Origin of the sequence: Geobacter sp. SVR (assembly GCF_016865365.1) — a bacterium.
Classification (GTDB): Bacteria; Desulfobacterota; Desulfuromonadia; order Geobacterales; family Pseudopelobacteraceae; genus Pelotalea.
In genome coordinates, this window is record NZ_AP024469.1 from 1755075 (window position 1) to 1772144 (window position 17070).

The window sequence follows — 17070 nt, forward strand, 5'->3', positions numbered from 1 at the left end:
GGTACTGCGGGGATTGGTTAGAACAGCTTGGAGTTCTGGATCTTCTTCTCAACCTCGGCACGATACACAGGGTCTCTGTGGTATTTCGGATCTGCGATTGCCGCAGTCATCTCAGCCCGAGAAGAAAATGCGCTGGTGGTGCCCCCATTGGGATTGCCCTTCAGGAGACCTTGCGGCGGTTCACCTACGTTATTGGTGAACTGAGCATATAAGCCTTTCACCGCAAGTTCAGCTTTGGTCATATCACCTGAGGTAACTGCTGAGTTGAAAGCCTGGATCTCCTCAGGTTTGAGGGAACCTTTGGCCCACTCCAGCATCTCCGTGTACCGTTCAGTACCACCGGCTGCCCCATGCAGACTGTTGGTCAGAGCCTCGGCTATGGCCTTCTGTCCGGCAATGTAGGAGTCAACGGTGGCCTTATCAATACCGGCCTTCTCAAGCTTCTGATATGACTCGGGGGAAAGTTCCCCCTTCTCATCAAACTCCTTCTGGAAGTCACTCAGGTTCAGCCCCTGGTTCTTCAGGGCCTCCTCAGCAGCTTTCTCTTCAGGAGTCTTACCATCCCCACCATCGGCAGGTTTATGTTCCTCTTCCTTCTTGGGGGGAGGGGCCTGCTTGGCAAGGAGTTCTTCATACAGTTTCTTGTAATCCTGTCTACCCTCCTCAGGTTTGACCTCAGGGGTAGGTTTGCTGTCAGGCTTCTTTTCTTCCTGCTTTGCCGGTTCTGCTGACACAGGCGGAACATAAGTCCTGCCCTCAGCTTTTGCGATCATCCGGTCATTGTAGGTGGGATCAGCAGCAGGAGAATTAGGGGTGACAGGTACGGTAAAATTACTGGATGCGCTCAATGTTTCACCCCTTAGTGCTGGACTACGGTGAAGCCGTTAGGGAGTTGAGAGGGCGCAATCTCTTTGGATATGGAGGGAGCTGCTTCAGTTGCAGTCTCTTCGGGTGTTTCCTCAGGCGTGGGTGCCTGGGTCTGTTTCTTGGGGGGCATTCTGTACTGCTCCTTTGGTGATCTCTTGGGCTACCTTGGGTCCTGCCTGAGCTGCCATGTTAGCCAGCATGGTTTGTTGAGTCTCCTGGGCCACCTCTTCATCTGACTTGATCATGTCCTTCACGTCTACGTTGAGGGCGGTTGCACGTCTGAGGAGGTACTTCTCCCACTTGATACGTGCCAGAGCATCGGGAGGTAGGCCAGCAAGGAACTGCTCAATCTTGGTGAGTTCATAGGAACGGCTCAGGGCATCAACTCCAGTGGTAATCACCGGCTTCACCAGCTTCTTGGGCAAGGGTGGGAGTTTGCTCTGTCGGCGCATACGGGCCATATGCCGTTTCAGGAAGGGGAGCTGAAGTTCCAGGGAGAGGAGTGAGTACACGCCCCCCAAGGTATTCTCCAGCTCAGTTGCCATAGCTCTGATCTCCTCTGCCGTTACCCTCTCAGCGTTGCGCTGGATGGAAGACATAAGGAGGAACGCTTGGGAGATGGCAGTTTCAATCCGAGTGAGTGCCTCCAGAGCCACCTTGAAGTCATTGAACTTATCAAGTTGCATGGCTGCTATGTCTGCCTTGTTGCCGGTCACGATGTCACCACTCTTGGCACTCGCAACCTTCTTGGCATTGGTGGTCCCATTCGGGTTGTTCAGGAAGACCACCTTTGCAGCAGCAGCAGAACCTTCAACAATGGATTGGGTGAGGGACTCGGAGGATCTGATGTCTCCGATGTACTCTTCCACATGGCCGCGACCATAGTTCTCACCGGCAAGAGCACTCCACCTGGGAGCAATCCACGGGCATTCATCTACTGGGTAGGTCCCTCGGGAAGACTCTATGGTTTGACCGCAGGCCTCCTGAACGACATACATCAGGTTCTTCCTGCGTTTGACTTGGGTGTAGAGTTCTACGGTGTCATCACATGCCTTCGATTTGGCAGCTATGGATTGAACTTCAGGGGGAAGGAGGGAGATATGGATACGCTCCTGGATGACTACCTCCAGCAGATTACCCATGGGGTCACGGACCACCACGAATTGATCAGGCCGGTAGGTAATTGCTCCACCATCATCAGGGAGGTACATGAGGGTGTAACCAACTACAACTAAGTACTTCAGGGCGAGGGCAAAAGGAACTCTCATTCCTTGGTCCTCGATCTCCTTTAGAGTTGCCCGTTCCATCTCGGCAAAAGCAGATGCCACCAGAGAGACGGTATCAGGGTCATCCTTGAGCTGAAGCAATGCTTGGTTGTCAAGGTCCAGTTTGAAGAAGGGAGTGTTGGGTGCAAGCATGGCGAGGAGAAGTTTGGAGGACAGGTTATTGATGGCTCTAGCGCCTAACCCTTGGTAGGGAGTAACCAGCTCCTGATTCTCTGTGAAGCCTGCGGGGGGAAGTAAAGCGGGGATAGTGAGTTCCGCACATTGACGGCCTCGGTTGAGGATCTGAGACCGAGCAGAATCCAAAGTGTTCCATCGGGCTCTGACTGTTCCCTTACCCTCAGGATTCTCTACCCCCATCTTCACCCCTGCTACGAGGGACATGGGGTTCTCCTTTAGGTAGGAATAGTGAGGGGAGCTGAGGCGGCAGCAGGATCAAGCGGAATGGTTAGCTTGGCCTTACCTGTCTTCTTTCGTACGGTGGCTGCTGTGGTGTCATCGACATTCTGGCCTCCAATCTTGAGGGGCGCTGCGGGGGCGGGTGGGGCCGGGGGTGGTGGTGCGGCTGGTGCCGATCCTCCTCCACACATAGGCGGTACTCCTTTGAGGTGGGTTATGTACGTTCCTCCCGAGCCTTGATGTGCAGGACCACAGAATGTTGACCACCTTGGAACATCAAGTCATCATGAGGTTTCTCAGGGGTGACAATCGGGGAGGGGAACATTCTGAGTAGGTAGGCAATCTGCTCAGGAGCGAAACCGGGATACTTCAGTTCTTCCAAAGTACCTCCTTAGGTAACACTTGAGTGGTTTAAGTTAAGGGATTTGTTTCATCAAAGGTGGTGAGGTGAAGGTGAGAAAATGAGGCTAAGTTTATGAAAGGACAAAAGAAAAGGGAAGTCAAGCTTGCCTGTACCTAATGGTACTCACACTTTGTTGAGCAACCGGAACAGGGCTTGACTTCCCTCAACTTCTTTATACTACAGGAGAAGCTTACACTACAACTTTCTTCATGTCAACCACCCCCTTTCGTTATGTGTAATTTTTTTACACAGTGAGGTAGCTCAGTAGTCGCAAGGGCAATCTTCACACGGTGGTACTTGACCACAGTTGATTCCCTCACAGAAAACTCCTCTACCTCGGGGGCATTTGACACAGGCCATACTTCAGTTGAACCTCCTGAAACTCATGGATTTGATGGTCGTGTGGTGTTTGAAGGGATCATCTAAATCCGCTACGTCCTCGGTCACGACATCAAGGACGTAATGATAGGGCATCCGCCCCATAGGTACGGGTTCAAAGTTGACACCGTATGCAGTGTACTCAACAGCATCACAATGGAACAGACACTCAGCCCTCACCGGGATGATCTGCTGCTCACCAAAGAAGGTAGCCAGCTCAGGGCCAAACTGCTCTATGAGTTTTCTGCTCACATGGAAGGTGCCTATATGTCGGCCGATTATGGTTTCATTTGCAGGGTGAGCCAAGGAGATCCTCCAGGGATGAAGTTTAGTAGTCCGTCATGTCCCACTTGTCACGAAACCCTTTGATGATGGGGAGCCGTGGTGCTTCAATGCTGCCATATGGTTGGTACTTGAACGTTACGATCTTACCGATGAGTGACTCCCTGGTGTCCCAAAGCTTCTGCCTTGCTTCAGCAGTGAGGCCCTTCCAGGTGCCACAGGCGAAGGACTTCTCCCACTTGTCACACCTGAGGATCAGCTTACCGAGTGTTCCCTTGGGCCTCTTGTTCTCCTTGTGAGAGGATCTCTTGGAGGTGCCAAGCTCGGATGTCACCTTCTCGTTCAGGTTCTCTTCCTGCTCCTCGAAACCAATGATCTCTGCTTCACAGTCAGCAAAAGGTTTCCTCTTGAAGATGTAGGCTTCCTTGGCTGTGCATCTGCCGAACTTGTAGGGAGCATTAGGGGACCTGAGAATGATGCCCTCGTAGCCTTGCTCCAGCATCGTAGACTCATAGGTGAGAACATCAGATGGAGTATGGAGCAAAACCTGGGGCAGTGCTTTCAGGACTCCATTCTGTTTCAATACGTGGGCTTGTGGGTTCCGGTCCCGATACGGCCACTCAGGTTTGTAGAACGTGTCAAACACATAGAACGTGAAGTCAGGTTCCCCATGAGATCTCCTCAGGGGACCACTCGTCCGGTTGAACACGTCATCCTCAGGACCGGTTGAGTAGGGTGAACCCACGATGAGTTCACCATCAAGTCCTTCCAGCTCAGGGATGCCTAGTGTGGTTTGGACAAATTCGTTTGGTAAAGGCTTCAAAGAGGAGGTGAGCACCGTACCACCTTGGATCACTGCCCGAAAGCCATCCAGCTTGGGAGAGCCATAGACCGGATAGGAGAGGGACTCAAGTTGCTCATCGGTGATGGCCTCGGTGGGTGCCTTCATGGGTCTTAGAAGTCTAACGTTCATCGGTGTATGTACCTCCAGATTCCATCAGCCAACACACAGCCACCAAAGAAGATGGCTCCAATCAGCAAGGTGTCCAAAGTTTCACCTCTTCTTTCTTGAAGTCCCACTCCTTGTTGGTAAGGATCTTGGCTACTCTCGCTTGCTGGAGTGCTTCCGCCTCAGTAAGACCTTTGGCCTCGTATTGTGAGACGATTGCTGCCCACAAGTCATCCGTGGGCTCCTCCTTGTAGCGCACCTCAGTTTGTCCCTTCCTCGGTCCTGCCTTGAACGTGTGCTCATATGGAACCAAAAGGTAAGGGCTTTCGATTAAACGACCAGCCCCCTGCTTACCCACTCCGGGACAACCACCATAACCATCAGTGGCATCTCCTGTAAGAACCTGAGTAAAGAAGAAAGCGTTTCCTTCATCTTCAGAAACATAAAAGAACTCCTCATTGGTCATGTGGAAGTGTGTACCTGGGATCTGCCTCAGGTCCTTGTCAATGGTGCAACACACGTACTTGTCAGGTTCATTGGTCATCATGATCCCCATGACATCATCACCCTCAAGGCAATCCTTTTCCTTGAATGGATAGAACTCCCTGATGTGTTGCTTCAAAACATCCACAAGTTCTGGCTTCTCGCCCCTGTGGTGTTTGTAAGTTGGCAGGACTGAGTACCTGAAGTTGTTGGACCCTGAGAGAACCAGGATAGCTTCCTTACAGTTGGAAACCTTAAGGAGATGCTCCACGTAGGACGCAAGGTCAGCTAAGGCCTTACGCCTGTTGGTCTGCTTGCTGGCTATGCCTTCACCCCAATCAATGTCATACTCATTGATGAAGGCAAACTTGTGGCAGAGAACATCTGCATCTATGAGGAGGATCACTGGTTCACAAACCCGTTGATAACTCGTTGGCACCGATCCTGAAAGATCCACAGAGGGTCCACGTTTTGAATCACCATGTCCCAAGCAGTCCACCCATCAAGGGCCACCTCAGAGGGGTGTTCAGGGTTGGAACCTATAGGCCTGACAGGACGTTCAATCCTCACCAGCTTTCCACCGGCTTCCTTGATGGCCTGAGCCTCATTGGGGAACCGGCAGTCATCCACCACGTAGAGCTGCTTAGGGTTGTCACATGCCTCAAGGAACCGCGAGATCCAGTAGTTCTCCCCAAAGTAGTTTCGCCTGAACTCAGTACCCCACCACTGCATCAGGGCGCGAGGAGTGAAGCTCCAGGTGGTCCCTACACAAGACCCGTAGTGCAACAGGAATTTGAGAAAGTAGGGATAATAAGGGTGCTGGATCAGTAAGACATTATGGTGGTCTGTCTTCAGGATCTCCTCTTTGTCTGCCGTGTCTCCTGTCAGGTTCTCCAATCTGAAACCAATGCCACTGTCCAGAAGGAACTCCGTAACCTCCAGCTTGAGTGGTCCTGCAAAGCTCACCTTCTGAGCCCCAAACGCCTTCACTGCAATGTCTGAGAAGACACCCTTACCGCTTCGGGCCTTACCGGAAACACCAATGATCATGCGGAGGCCACCAACGTACCTCGTTCAATCTGAGCCTTCCGTCTTGCAATTTCACCAGCACCCGAGTAGCGCCGGACCTGTGCTACATTGGTGCGCCTGGACTTACGGTTGCCAGGAAGGGAGGCCTGAGGTAGATCAACTCTTTCCTGCTTCTTGAAAAATGATGAGGCACCTGAGGCAATGGCCGCAACAGCACACATGAGAGATTTGAAGTTCATCTTCCGGTCTCCTTATGGTATTTGAATGAAGTTGTTATGATTACAAAGCTGGAGGTTGCTGATGGGATCTATTGAGTTTCTGAAAGTTGTCGGGATACTGATGGTAGGTGCGTTCCTGCTGATGTTCGTGCTAAATGATCTTCCTGGGCGCTACCAGATGGAAGGTGGTTTGGTGATAGACACTAGGACTGGCATTGTTAAACAACTCAGAGGCATCTACAACCTTGGGAAACCCTTTGGTGAATACACACAGCCCTAGTGCGTCTCCTTCCAGTTGTTCCCAATCTTGAACTCACCGTCCAGCGGACAGCGGAACTTGAAGTGGACTCCGGTTTCCCGGATGCTCTCTACTATGGCCTTCCCTACAAACTCAGCATGTTGCTCCTTCACCTCAACCTGGAACTCATCGTGGATGTTGCCTACAAATTCGTAGTCATCCCCACCTTCCCCAAAGGGAACCAGACCGGCAGCCTGGAGTTTCTCATCAAGGAGCACCAGGGCCTTCTTCATGATGATGGCACCCGCAGACTGAAGGAGCGTGTTGAGTGCAGCATGGGCGTGGCGAATAGGGATCTTTCCACCGTCAAGACCTATGATGAAACCTTGCTTCACTTTTGATTGAACCGCTGAGATCAGGGCTCCCAAAGCTGGAAGGTTGGTGGTGAATCTCTTCCTGAGATCGGCTCCTATCTTTCTGAGCTGCTGCGAGGTATATACCTTTCCGTCACCTTCAGTTGCATTGGCACCCAAGAGTTCATCTCCAGCCCCATAGAGGAAGGAGTAGATCCACGTCTTAGCGAGAGCCCGTGTCCTGAGTCCAATTGCCAATTGATTTACGGTGTGGATGTCACCCTCAAGGATGACCTTTATGTATTCCCCGTTGTCCCACCTTGCCATGTAATGCCCGAGGTTCCTGAGTTCGATACCTGAGGCATCACCACCTACCAGCTTGTATCCAGGCCTCACTTCAAAGAGGGACCGACACTCAGCACCGTAGCCACCCTCCAGGCCATACAGAATGTTGCCTTCCTTATCTACCGAGACAGCCGGAACCTGAGCCACATTTGGTTTACTGTGAGTCATCCTTCTGGTGACAGCCCCCATGGTGTTGACTTCACCGTAGATCCTGCCGTCCTCCTTGACGCACTTCAGCCAAGCCGACTCAGGCTTGCCGTCAGCCAATTGTCCAAGGACCTTGGCAACAACAAAGTATTCAGACAGGGCTTTTGCTTCAGGGTAGGGTAGGGCAGAGAGAACGGCTTCATCCATCTTGGGCTTACCATCATTGGTGAACTCAAGAGGCTTCCACTTGTATTTGTGCTGCAACCGATTGATGATGTGGTCACGGCTGCCTGGGTTGAACTCCACCAGCTTGATCTTGGTGTATGGGCATCCGGCTAGTGCTCGGGCCTTCAGGAGTTGTCCATCGACAGAGAGCCACTCACCAATGGTCTTGGAGTTCTTGGCCTTGGGTGGCCCAATGTCCTTCTTAGGCGTTATGTCCTTGCCGTCCCGCATGTAGAACGGTGGGAACATCTTCTGAAGTGGACCCTTGAGTTCCTCCCTCTTGTTGACCAGAGTGGAGTAAAGCTCCCAGGCCTTCTGAACATTGAATTGCCAACCGTGTTGAACCTGCCTCTGGATGATACGGGCTACAGCCAGCTCCAGGTCCAAGGCTTCCTGTGATACAGGGATTGCCTCCAGCTTCTCAAAGAGAGCTTTCGTTACCATGACATCCTGTTCACAGTAGTCAGACATCTCGGGAGTCCACTGAGCCCACGCCTCATCCGAGGATTTACCTTTTGAGTATTCCCCTTTGAGGACACCCAGGCGATACCCATAGGACTCCAGGGAGTGTCTCCCCATGAGTTGACCTGGGAGTTTCCCTGCTTTCCAGAGGCCTATGTCCTTGGTCTTGATGTCACCGTAGACCAGCTTTGCCCACACAAGGGTATCCAGAGCCTTGCCCGTGGTGATGAGCTTGAAGAGTTTCCTTAGGGCAGGAAGGTCATACCCTATGATGTTGTGTCCAATCAGTACGTCTGCATTACGCAGAGGCTCCAGGCACTCCTCCAGGGTTTCCTTCTCGTAACGAGTACACGCCCCTGTCACCGTGTCATAGGTAACAAGGACGTGCATTTTCGTTACTCCCCTGAGGAGATCATTGGCCTCAAGGTCAAAGATCAGGGCCAAGGACTACTTGAGGGTCCTATACCTTTTGGTGAGCTTCTCCTTCATGGCAATGCAAAGGCAGGCGGCAGCCAGCACCAGGAGGACTGCTACGGTAATGGCAATGAGTGAGGGAGCAAAGCAGATCAGCCAGGGTGTCATTATGACACCCGCCAACTTCAGGGCCACCAGGACGGCTGTGATGATATGTGCAATCAGAAAGATCAAAAGTCACTTTCTCCTTTCTTGGTTTCATCCCCAAACATGGGGTTGACCTCAGCTACCGACAGCAGGCCAGCCTCTTGGTCATACTTCAGTGGAATCGTCCTGCCGGTACTCTGCCCGGTGTAGCGATCCTTGAGGATACGGAAGGTGGTTGCCTGCCGCTCAACCTCATCTTCTGCCTGTTGGTTTCGCTCTAGGCCAAACATGAAGTAGCTCCAGAAGCCGATAGCCCTGGAGCCTTTGAAGTGGCGGATGGTGACACGTCCCCCCTCTTCATGGGGTTTACCATCGGGGGTGGTGAGGTGGGAAACAAAGTGGATGATACAGCCTAGCTCATTGGCTAGACCGGCCATCTCCTTCATGATCTGCTCAAGACTTCCTTTCTCATCTGAGGTATCAGCGAGAGCGGTCAGGTGATCCAGGTAGATAAGCTCAACACCTTGAGCCACCACCATGTACCTGATCTTAGCCTTCACGGTTTCCCACTCGGTTTGACCAAAGTTGTCATAGAAGGTGATCTTCCCTTCCAAGGCACTTGCGGCTTTCTCAAGTTCCTCCAGGGTCCAGCCACCATCCGGCACATGAAACTTCTTGCCTACAACCTTACCAGCCACCCTCTTGGCAGTCTCCACAGGTTTCTGCTCCAGGAATAGTAGGCCCACGTTCTTACCCAGAATTGTAACGTCATGGGCAATCTGCTGTGTGAGAAGGTCAGTCTTACCCACACCAGTTCCTGCACCAAAGGCATAGAGTTCACCCTTGCGTCTCCCATAGGTGAGCTTGGTGAGTTCCTCAAAGCACCACGGAAGTCCCCACTCAACGGGCTTCTTGACTTCCTCCAGGATATCCTTGATGGATACCAGACCATCAGGCCTGTACCTCTTAGCCTCGTAGATCAGGGCAGGTATCTCGGCAATACGTCCAGCCCCATCCCGAACGAGATCATTGGCATCCTTAATGCCTGTGGGCCACTGGACGATCTTTACCTTGTTGGGGCTGAACAGGGGAGCACACTCTTGTATGGCATCCCGCCCTGGATCATCGTTGTCAAAAGCGAGGACCACCTCCTCAAAGGAGTTCAGGAAGTCCAGCTCCTGAAGGATCTGCTTCTTGGCACGATCAGCTCCAGCCACGGCAACCACAGGCCACTTCAGGCCAAAGGCTTGTGCCACTGTCATGGCATCAATCTCACCCTCGGTAATGACTATGCGTTTGCCCCCTGTGTTCCTCCAGAGGTGCTGCCCAAACAGCTCCACGGACTTACCATCACCAAGCCAGGGGAACCCTTTGTCCTTGTCAGGGAACCTGAGGTGTTGCGCCACAATGCTGCCCTTCTTGTAGTAGTTGGCAATGTGGACAGACTCACCTTTGTAGAGCCCCACCTGATAGTTGAACTTCTTGCAGGTCTCATCGGAGATGCCTCGGGCCTTCAGAGGTCTGAACTCACCGCCTGCAATCAGGGCTGCCGGACGTTTCCCCTTGGGTGGAGCCTGGGGTGCCTCCCCCTCACCACCGAACCAATTCTTGCAGACAAAGCAATACTTGGTGTTGTTTGAATACACAGCCCTGCCATCTGAGGAACCGCAGTCGCACTGTTCGTGGTAGAGGAAGACACTCTCTTCAGACCCCTTAGAGGCCATTCAGGAGGGACTGATAGGCCTTGCCGGTCCTGATGGTTTTGTCCCGCAGCTCCTCCAGCTTGCGAACGTGCAGGGTCCGAGCATAGCGTTTACGGACGCTCCACTGACAGAAGCGTGAGGCAAGGGTCAACATCAGGTTGTGAACCCTGTGACAGTGAACCAGGAATGTAGTGATGGAGGACTCTTCCTTCTGGATCTGACCCTGAACACGGGAGGCTGCCTGAAAGAATCGTTGGGCCTGCTTCTCAGCATTACCGATCAGGGCCAGGGCTTCCTTCTCCGGTGAACGGAAAACCCTCAGCATACGCAGCTCCTTTTGATGGCCGGACAGGTGCCGATCATCAATGTGTACTTTGCGTACCGCTCATTCTTGAGAGGGGATTTGTGGAACGTAGTCTTGATCCACCGTTTCTCACTTGGCTGCTTGGTAGCACCTTCAACGGCAAGGCGCTTCCGCAGGAAATAAATCTGGTCCCTCAGATCGTTGGTGCCATATTCCTTGGCAGCAATCAGTTGGGTGATGTCACCTACCGCTTCCAGGTGCTTCAGGATCTGGTCTTGGAGGTTCTGTTCTTTGGACACGGGGTCTCCTTCTGAGGCTCAAAGATCCAATCCATAGGGATGTGCTTATCGGCAAAGAGGAAGCCGTTCTTGTTGCACCAATCCGCATAAGTGGTCTTGGAACCTTTAGTGATGGGTGATTTGGAATTGCTGAAGACAAATCTGATGTCGATGTGAGGATGTTGTTCTTGGATCAGGAGGTGTTTCATCCTGTCCTCAGCGAGAAAGCGCCCCTTTGTCTCCACATAGATACCGTTGGGGAGCTTAAAGTCTGGGGTGTATTTGCGGACCTTGGCAGGCTGTGTGTAGGTGATCTTGTCAACCTCATAAAGAACCGGGACTTGGGCATCTTCAAGCTCTTTGGCTATCCGTTCCTCAAGTCCCGATCTGTAACCTTTTGCCAATGCCCGAGCTTTCCCGTTAGCGTAACGGGGCCATGCCAACCTTAGAAATCTTCCGGGCCAGCAGGAGCATCATCGGTTTCATCTCTGAAGCCCTGCTCATTCTCAGGGTTAGCTTCGTAACCTTCCTCAGCACCAAAACCATAGGAGCCAGCATTACCACCCCCACCGAACTCCACCAGCTCAATGATCTGAACAGCGTTGAGCCTGAGGGTAATACCTGCCTGATGGGAGGCATCGGTGTAGTAGCCGGTGGGAGAGAAGTTCACCTTGATCTGAGAGCCACCACCAATGTTGGGGATGGACTTCAGCTTGGTCCCCTTGGCATCGAACACCTGAGGGGACATCTTGACCACCTCTTCAGAGTCCTTCTTCTTGTACTGAGCGGCCATCTTGAACCGGAAGATCAGGTTGCCGGTCTCATCCCCATTGTCGTCATACTCAGGGGTGTAGAAATCACCGCGCTTGATCTCACCTTTGGCCTTCATCTTGGCCTTCTGAGGTCCCTTGGCATCATCCATCTTCTTGTTGAAGCCTTCGCACTGAGCAGCATAAGCTTCCTCAAAGATAGGCTCAAGGATGGCAATCAGGGGGGCAGCTTCAGCAGCCGGAATACTCAGGCACACCGAGTATTCGCCATCAGGTTTGAACTTGGTGTCCGGCTTCTTCAGCCAGCAGAATGAAGCGGTCCCTTTCGGGGTGGTGAAGCGCGGGACCTTAGGTTTCTTACTTTCAGACATTACGTTGTTGTTTCTCCTTCCGTTTCGGGGTTAAGGTCTTCCTCGTTTGGTTGAGGATCTTCATAGAAATCAGGAGGTTCAAAGATCCCTGCGGACAAATGAGTCACCCTGAGTTTCCTCATGCGTTTACTGATGGTCATGCCAAATCTACGGCAACGTTCAAGGCCTTCTTGAGGTTCTGCTTCTTGGTAGACATCGCCGCCTCAGCGTATTGATCACCGTAGGCAGCCAGCAGGTTCTCCACAAAGGAATCAAACTCCTTCTCGGAGAAAACAAAGGCTTTCAGCCGGTACTCGGTGGCACCGGGAGCACCTGGGAAGAACAGACCACCGTACGTGACGTTGTCCTTACGTTGGACCACAAGGTCCCTGGCTTCCTTTGCAATAGCATTCCCGAGGTGAGAGGCTAGTTGTCTCCTGACGTGACACATGAGGTCTGAGTGATCACGTTGGTCATACAACATCTGATCATCAACATAGGCTGCTGCATGGTATTCCTTAGCACCGCATTTGGTTGCCAGCTCCTTTGAACTCAGGAGATTCTTAGAGTTACTCGCCATCTTTGATCCTTTCGATAAGAGCTTCAGGGTTAATGCCTGCGTTCTGGAGATCCATGTAGAGCATACAGTCTACTGTGCCGGTCTCCCTGATCTGTCTGGTTGCCTGAAGGAGGAGTCTCTGTTTCATTCTCCCCCCAAGAAAGCGAAAGGCCTGAACTTCAGAGGCAACTTACTGTTGATCGTAATGCCCTTCTTCCGTAGATCCGCCTGGACTTCTGCTGTGATCTCATTACGGACCCGCCAGTTCACGGGTTTCTTGTTGTGGGAACGTTTCTTTTGGGCAGGCTTCACTTCTTCACCTCCTGTTAAAGTAGTTGTTTGAAGATCCCCAACAGGATATTCTTGGGAAGCTCTTTGGCAATCACCAGAGCATAGGCAGCCTTCTGTGAGATCCGTAGGGAGAGACCTGCGTAGATACCAAAGTCCTCACCGGCCTCGATACCCCAACCGGCCTTGATACCCGAACCGGCCTCGATACCCTCACCGGCCTCGATACCCCAACCGGCCTTGATACCCCAACCGGCCTTGATACCCTCACCGGCCTCGATACCCGAACCGGCCTTGATACCCTCACCGGCCTTGATACCCTCACCGGCCTCGATACCCCAACCGGCCTTGATACCCTCACCGGCCTTGATACCCGAACCGGCCTTGATACCCTCACCGGCCTTGATACCCGAACCGGCCTCGATACCCCAACCGGCCTCGATACCCCAACCGGCCTTGATACCCGAACCGGCCTCGATACCCCAACCGGCCTTGATACCCTCACCGGCCTCGATACCCCAACCGGCCTTGATACCCTCACCGGCCTTGATACCCGAACCGGCCTTGATACCCTCACCGGCCTTGATACCCTCACCGGCCTCGATACCCCAACCGGCCTTGATACCCTCACCGGCCTTGATACCCGAACCGGCCTTGATACCCTCACCGGCCTTGATACCCGAACCGGCCTCGATACCCCAACCGGCCAACAGGTGAAATTCTACGCTCAGGTGTCCGGTGATGCGTATGTGACCTCTGAAGAACAGGGAAGAACCTTTGAAGTCCCCCTGGATCTCAAGGACATCATTGGTGCGACCTGCGTGTTGGATGAGCCATTGTGCGTAACCAGCCCGATTCTCCGAGGCCAAGGCATCCAGAACAGTTTGATACTCCCCACCTTCAGGGAAGTGATCATTGAACCAACGTGTTCCACCACCACAGGCACCTTTCTGTTGCAACCATTCCTTTGTGATAAGCATGGGTACATCCTCCTTTTATGGGTTGGGTTAAACGCAATAGGAAAACGCAGAAAGGGGAACCTCCGTCTCAGTCCAGTGACTCAGGAAGGTTCCCCTTTAAGGTGGTTTTGTTCTCAGCTCTAAGGACTGAGTATCCCGCAGTTGCACCTCTACGGTATGCCTTTACGTAGGCATCAATCTTTGATATGCTTAATTCTTTTGAAGATTAGGGGGGGGCTCTATGAAAACGTTTTTGCTTGTGGTGGTGATGGTCAGTCTCACGGGCTGTGGTCCTGCCACCGTTTATCTGAAGCATCCAACAACCGGCGAGGTAAAGAGTTGTCAGGGTGATGTGACTCGGGATTGGGACATCTACGCAGCCGCTGAAGCCTGTGCAAAAGCACACGAGTCTGCGGGATACAGCAGGGTAGGAAATTACTAGGCACCAGCCTGTACTCAGGCAAAGAAGTACAGGGAGCCCTTCACAGTAGCAAGGTCCAGGTCCCCCATAGGTGGCACCTTGGGTATTTTCCAATGATGCTCCTCAGGTAACTGTCCCAGGATCTCTGACCTGAAGTTCTCCAGGACGTTCTCACTGTACTGCTCCACAAAGGTCTCCCTCAGGATAGCTGCCAGTGTATCCACGTTGCAGGCATGAGTGCCAAATGAGTCATGGATCATGGCAAAGTCAGTGATGCCCTGTTCCTTGCATCTCAACACCGTCCTCATGAGGTGAGAAGCATCCATTGAGTGAACAAAGTTGGGGGCAATTCCATTGGCCTGCTTCCTGTTGTCCATCTTGTTGGTGTCTGAGGCCAGGGTGAGGCGTACATAGGTTCCACCCCAAAAGGTGTCTATGCGTTTCTCAAGGGTCCTCAGGTACTCTTGGTGCGCCCTGAATCCCACCGGAGTAGTCCACCACACCGGTATCTCCACCTCAGCACACACCTTGGCAACCTCCTGGAGCCAATCCATAGCATCCCGAGCAGCAATAACCACTTGGCCTATGGCTTCCCACAGCCTTTCTGCCAGATAGATGCAGGCCTGGAACACCTCCTTGGTTCCCAAGTATTCAGAGCCCCGCTTCCGCAGCTCCTGAAGGAGTTGATCCTTGAAGCCGTACTTCTTGGCTCCATAGGGTGAGGTCATGACGGCACGTTTAGCAATACCCCTATCAACCTTGCCCTGCCACAGCTTTGCCTCCTCACATCCCTCAGCAGCATCCCTGTTCACCATCTCGTTCACCAGAGCGGCTACCCGTTGGTAGATGTCCTGGGGGTGTTCAGCAGGGAGCAGGTTAACGGCGGCACCCCCTACAGAGTCCTTGAGCATGGCTGAGAAGTGTTGGAGGCCTGAGCAAGTTCCATCCTGGGCTATTGGGAGGTATGACACAAAGGCTTCAGGACAACCGGTTACATGGGCCTGTGCATATTCAAAGCAGGCAGCCAGGAAACAGAATGGTGAGTCTGCTATTGGCTTACCGTTCTCATCCACAGCACACCAGAAGCGTTGTCCATCCAGAGGGTTTTCCGCTGAATCTGTGATTTCCCGCTCATGCTCATCCACCCACTTTATGCGGTCTTCAAACGACACCTTGTCCACACCATAGGTATTAGCCAGATGGATCTTCAGCCACTTCAAACCGGTGGCACCTAAGGGTTTACCTTGGGCGAACTGCAAGAGGCCTTTCCCGAGGTCATCTGACTGAGGATTCACTTGGTTTGGGACCGGATACAGCCGCCCCCTCCAGTCCAGGACATGTGGGAAGTATATCTCCGGTTCATCTGCAAACCTGGAGGCCAGCCTCAGTTTGGTACACACCGCCGTCCGCTTTGATTTGTTCCTCAGGAACTCCTCATGGACTGTAGCCGCTTTGCGTTTCCATTCGGTGACTACCTCGGGAGATACCTGCTTCAGCCGTTCAAATTCTTCATCAGAGGACCAGGGCTTAGGTGGGAGATCCTCTTTGTCCTGTGCGGGGAGATCGGCTAGGGTAGAGCCGCCCTCCCACAACACGGATGCCACCTCGAATAACCTTTTGTTGATCCTCCAGGGTGTCTCCTGAACGGTGTTCATGGCGTGGTAGACATCATCCATCCGGTGAAGTCCAAGTTCAGACAGGGCCTTCTTGTTCCTGGTCTTGATTAGCTTGAACCTCAGAGATGCTGAGTTGCTCAGGTATCCACCACCCTCAACACCTTCCCATGGCTTAGGGGAGACCACCATGGGCATGAATGATGGTGACAGAAGTTCACACCGCTCATTCACCCTCTCCACCCATTTGACTGCCTTTTCAGTGCCGGTCAGGTAATACCTATCGTTCACCATAGTCCGTTCAATCAGACCCGTACTGAGGATGCACAGCTCTATCAGCTTGCATCCAATGATCAGCCTTTCCTCCTGCTCAATCCTGTCGTCATCAATACCCATCTTCCTCTTCTTGAGCATGACAACGGTACGTTTGTGGTGAAATGATGCCATCCTGAGGTCTTGTTCCATCTTGGAAACGTACCCCTTATGGCTGGATCTGAACTTGGCATACTCATGTTGGTCCATGACCATCCTGGTCAGGTTCAGGGCTGTGGTCTGGAGCTTCACCATATCCGTGAGAGCGTTCATGCACTCCTTCAGGGTCAGGTAAGCCAGCTCCTCAGGTGTCACCTTGAGCTTGGTCAGGAACTGCCGGACTTGATGCATCTTCTGAGAGCCCCGTGTCGGTTTGAGAAAGTCCTCTATGGCTTCCGTCATAGGCTCCATGGACTTTTTCATAATGGCTACACCTGGGGGAAGATCAGTGACACCAGACTGAAGCTGCTTACGGTACTGGTTCACGCCTGCCTGGACTCCCTCAAACTCCAACTCAATTTGTTGCTGAAGTTTACTCTGCTGCACACGGGCCTCCTCTTTCACTTTAGTAAACATGAGTAACACTTTAGGCTCAAACTTTAAGTAAGGGACCGATAGAAGTCGATTTGGGTGACTCCTACCGATCCGAGTGTTGTTTCATCAAAGGTGGTGAGGTGAACATCGAATGGGAGGCCTTTTCCCTTGAGTTGTCGTATGGTTAGCTTAGGTTGAAACATCGAATTATCTGGCGCTATCATAGCCCAAGTATGCGTCAAAATAAGTCGTATTTGCCTTAAGTGAATCTAATATTATCCCGCAGGTCAAACTAACTGAGTAATAAAACGGTTTGGGAAGTCAAACTTTATTAGCAAAATCAAGGCGTTACCTGAG

The 17070-nt window shown here is 52.4% G+C and carries 20 protein-coding genes; 1 reads left to right on the forward strand and 19 read right to left on the reverse strand.

What is annotated here, in order from left to right; genetic code table 11:
- Window positions 1–17: 17 nt before the first annotated feature.
- From GSVR_RS08075 to GSVR_RS08110, 8 genes are all read right to left on the reverse strand, one after another.
- The gene (locus tag GSVR_RS08075; protein ID WP_173199226.1) at window positions 18–848 is read right to left on the reverse strand and encodes a hypothetical protein; all 831 of its coding nucleotides are present in this window, start codon (window positions 846–848) and stop codon (window positions 18–20) included.
- A 111-nt stretch (window positions 849–959) separates the two neighbouring features.
- A complete protein-coding gene (locus GSVR_RS08080) occupies window positions 960–2534 on the reverse strand; it encodes a portal protein (protein ID WP_173199224.1) in 1575 nt (524 codons plus the stop codon).
- A 229-nt stretch (window positions 2535–2763) separates the two neighbouring features.
- Window positions 2764–2931 (reverse strand): hypothetical protein, encoded by a 168-nt coding sequence (locus GSVR_RS08085; RefSeq protein ID WP_173199222.1) that lies wholly within the window; start codon window positions 2929–2931, stop codon window positions 2764–2766.
- 384 nt (window positions 2932–3315) lie between these two features.
- Window positions 3316–3636, reverse strand: a complete 321-nt coding sequence (locus GSVR_RS08090) for a hypothetical protein (protein WP_173199220.1) — start codon at window positions 3634–3636, stop codon at window positions 3316–3318.
- Window positions 3637–3658: 22 nt separating this feature from the next.
- Window positions 3659–4585 (reverse strand): hypothetical protein, encoded by a 927-nt coding sequence (locus tag GSVR_RS08095; protein ID WP_173199218.1) that lies wholly within the window; start codon window positions 4583–4585, stop codon window positions 3659–3661.
- Between the two features lie 61 nt (window positions 4586–4646).
- Window positions 4647–5450: an exonuclease gene (locus GSVR_RS08100; RefSeq protein ID WP_173199216.1), complete on the reverse strand. Its 804-nt coding sequence runs from the start codon at window positions 5448–5450 to the stop codon at window positions 4647–4649.
- Entirely contained in the window at window positions 5447–6094 is a 648-nt protein-coding gene (locus GSVR_RS08105; RefSeq protein WP_173199215.1) for a hypothetical protein, read from the reverse strand. The genes GSVR_RS08100 and GSVR_RS08105 overlap by 4 nt, the downstream gene beginning before the upstream one ends.
- Window positions 6091–6312 (reverse strand): hypothetical protein, encoded by a 222-nt coding sequence (locus GSVR_RS08110; protein WP_173199213.1) that lies wholly within the window; start codon window positions 6310–6312, stop codon window positions 6091–6093. The genes GSVR_RS08105 and GSVR_RS08110 overlap by 4 nt, the downstream gene beginning before the upstream one ends.
- A 61-nt stretch (window positions 6313–6373) precedes the next feature.
- On the opposite strand from GSVR_RS08110, the gene GSVR_RS08115 reads away from it, so the two are divergent.
- Complete coding sequence (locus GSVR_RS08115; protein WP_173199211.1) at window positions 6374–6571, forward strand: hypothetical protein; 198 nt, start codon at window positions 6374–6376, stop codon at window positions 6569–6571.
- Here GSVR_RS08115 and GSVR_RS08120 read toward each other — a convergent pair.
- From GSVR_RS08120 to GSVR_RS08170, 11 genes are all read right to left on the reverse strand, one after another.
- Window positions 6568–8505, reverse strand: coding sequence for a DNA polymerase (locus GSVR_RS08120; RefSeq protein ID WP_203978836.1), 1938 nt, complete (start codon window positions 8503–8505; stop codon window positions 6568–6570). The genes GSVR_RS08115 and GSVR_RS08120 overlap by 4 nt on opposite strands.
- 3 nt (window positions 8506–8508) lie before the next feature.
- Entirely contained in the window at window positions 8509–8709 is a 201-nt protein-coding gene (locus tag GSVR_RS08125) for a hypothetical protein (protein ID WP_173199209.1), read from the reverse strand.
- Window positions 8706–10346, reverse strand: a complete 1641-nt coding sequence (locus GSVR_RS08130) for a toprim domain-containing protein (RefSeq protein ID WP_173199207.1) — start codon at window positions 10344–10346, stop codon at window positions 8706–8708. The genes GSVR_RS08125 and GSVR_RS08130 overlap by 4 nt, the downstream gene beginning before the upstream one ends.
- Window positions 10336–10650: a hypothetical protein gene (locus GSVR_RS08135; protein WP_173199205.1), complete on the reverse strand. Its 315-nt coding sequence runs from the start codon at window positions 10648–10650 to the stop codon at window positions 10336–10338. Before GSVR_RS08135 ends, GSVR_RS08130 begins: the two co-directional genes overlap by 11 nt.
- Entirely contained in the window at window positions 10644–10928 is a 285-nt protein-coding gene (locus tag GSVR_RS08140) for a helix-turn-helix domain-containing protein (RefSeq protein ID WP_173199204.1), read from the reverse strand. Before GSVR_RS08140 ends, GSVR_RS08135 begins: the two co-directional genes overlap by 7 nt.
- Window positions 10892–11311 (reverse strand): hypothetical protein, encoded by a 420-nt coding sequence (locus GSVR_RS08145; RefSeq protein ID WP_203978838.1) that lies wholly within the window; start codon window positions 11309–11311, stop codon window positions 10892–10894. The genes GSVR_RS08140 and GSVR_RS08145 overlap by 37 nt, the downstream gene beginning before the upstream one ends.
- Before the next feature lie 41 nt (window positions 11312–11352).
- Window positions 11353–12048 carry a DUF2815 domain-containing protein gene (locus GSVR_RS08150; protein WP_173199200.1) on the reverse strand — a complete coding sequence of 232 codons (696 nt, stop codon included), beginning with the start codon at window positions 12046–12048 and terminating at the stop codon, window positions 11353–11355.
- A 136-nt stretch (window positions 12049–12184) separates the two neighbouring features.
- Window positions 12185–12607, reverse strand: a complete 423-nt coding sequence (locus tag GSVR_RS08155; RefSeq protein WP_173199198.1) for a hypothetical protein — start codon at window positions 12605–12607, stop codon at window positions 12185–12187.
- Window positions 12597–12734 carry a hypothetical protein gene (locus GSVR_RS08160; protein WP_173199196.1) on the reverse strand — a complete coding sequence of 46 codons (138 nt, stop codon included), beginning with the start codon at window positions 12732–12734 and terminating at the stop codon, window positions 12597–12599. Before GSVR_RS08160 ends, GSVR_RS08155 begins: the two co-directional genes overlap by 11 nt.
- Window positions 12735–12912: 178 nt before the next feature.
- The gene (locus tag GSVR_RS08165) at window positions 12913–13854 is read right to left on the reverse strand and encodes a hypothetical protein (RefSeq protein ID WP_203978840.1); all 942 of its coding nucleotides are present in this window, start codon (window positions 13852–13854) and stop codon (window positions 12913–12915) included.
- Between the two features lie 435 nt (window positions 13855–14289).
- On the reverse strand, window positions 14290–16725 hold the full coding sequence (locus GSVR_RS08170) for a DNA-directed RNA polymerase (protein WP_173199192.1): 2436 nt from the start codon (window positions 16723–16725) through the stop codon (window positions 14290–14292).
- Between the last annotated feature and the right edge of the window lie 345 nt (window positions 16726–17070).

Excerpts from the sequence above, each read along its gene's own strand:
- GSVR_RS08110 (WP_173199213.1), bottom strand. The coding sequence starts at position 6,312 with ATGAACTTCAAATCTCTCATGTGTGCTGTTGCGGCCATTGCCTCAGGT.
- GSVR_RS08115 (WP_173199211.1), top strand. The coding sequence starts at position 6,374 with ATGGGATCTATTGAGTTTCTGAAAGTTGTCGGGATACTGATGGTAGGT.
- GSVR_RS08165 (WP_203978840.1), bottom strand. The coding sequence starts at position 13,854 with ATGCTTATCACAAAGGAATGGTTGCAACAGAAAGGTGCCTGTGGTGGT.
- GSVR_RS08160 (WP_173199196.1), bottom strand. The coding sequence starts at position 12,734 with ATGAAACAGAGACTCCTCCTTCAGGCAACCAGACAGATCAGGGAGACC.
- GSVR_RS08150 (WP_173199200.1), bottom strand. The coding sequence starts at position 12,048 with ATGTCTGAAAGTAAGAAACCTAAGGTCCCGCGCTTCACCACCCCGAAA.
- GSVR_RS08095 (WP_173199218.1), bottom strand. The coding sequence starts at position 4,585 with ATGAACGTTAGACTTCTAAGACCCATGAAGGCACCCACCGAGGCCATC.
- GSVR_RS08130 (WP_173199207.1), bottom strand. The coding sequence starts at position 10,346 with ATGGCCTCTAAGGGGTCTGAAGAGAGTGTCTTCCTCTACCACGAACAG.
- GSVR_RS08105 (WP_173199215.1), bottom strand. The coding sequence starts at position 6,094 with ATGATCATTGGTGTTTCCGGTAAGGCCCGAAGCGGTAAGGGTGTCTTC.
- GSVR_RS08080 (WP_173199224.1), bottom strand. The coding sequence starts at position 2,534 with ATGTCCCTCGTAGCAGGGGTGAAGATGGGGGTAGAGAATCCTGAGGGT.
- GSVR_RS08155 (WP_173199198.1), bottom strand. The coding sequence starts at position 12,607 with ATGGCGAGTAACTCTAAGAATCTCCTGAGTTCAAAGGAGCTGGCAACC.
- GSVR_RS08135 (WP_173199205.1), bottom strand. The coding sequence starts at position 10,650 with ATGCTGAGGGTTTTCCGTTCACCGGAGAAGGAAGCCCTGGCCCTGATC.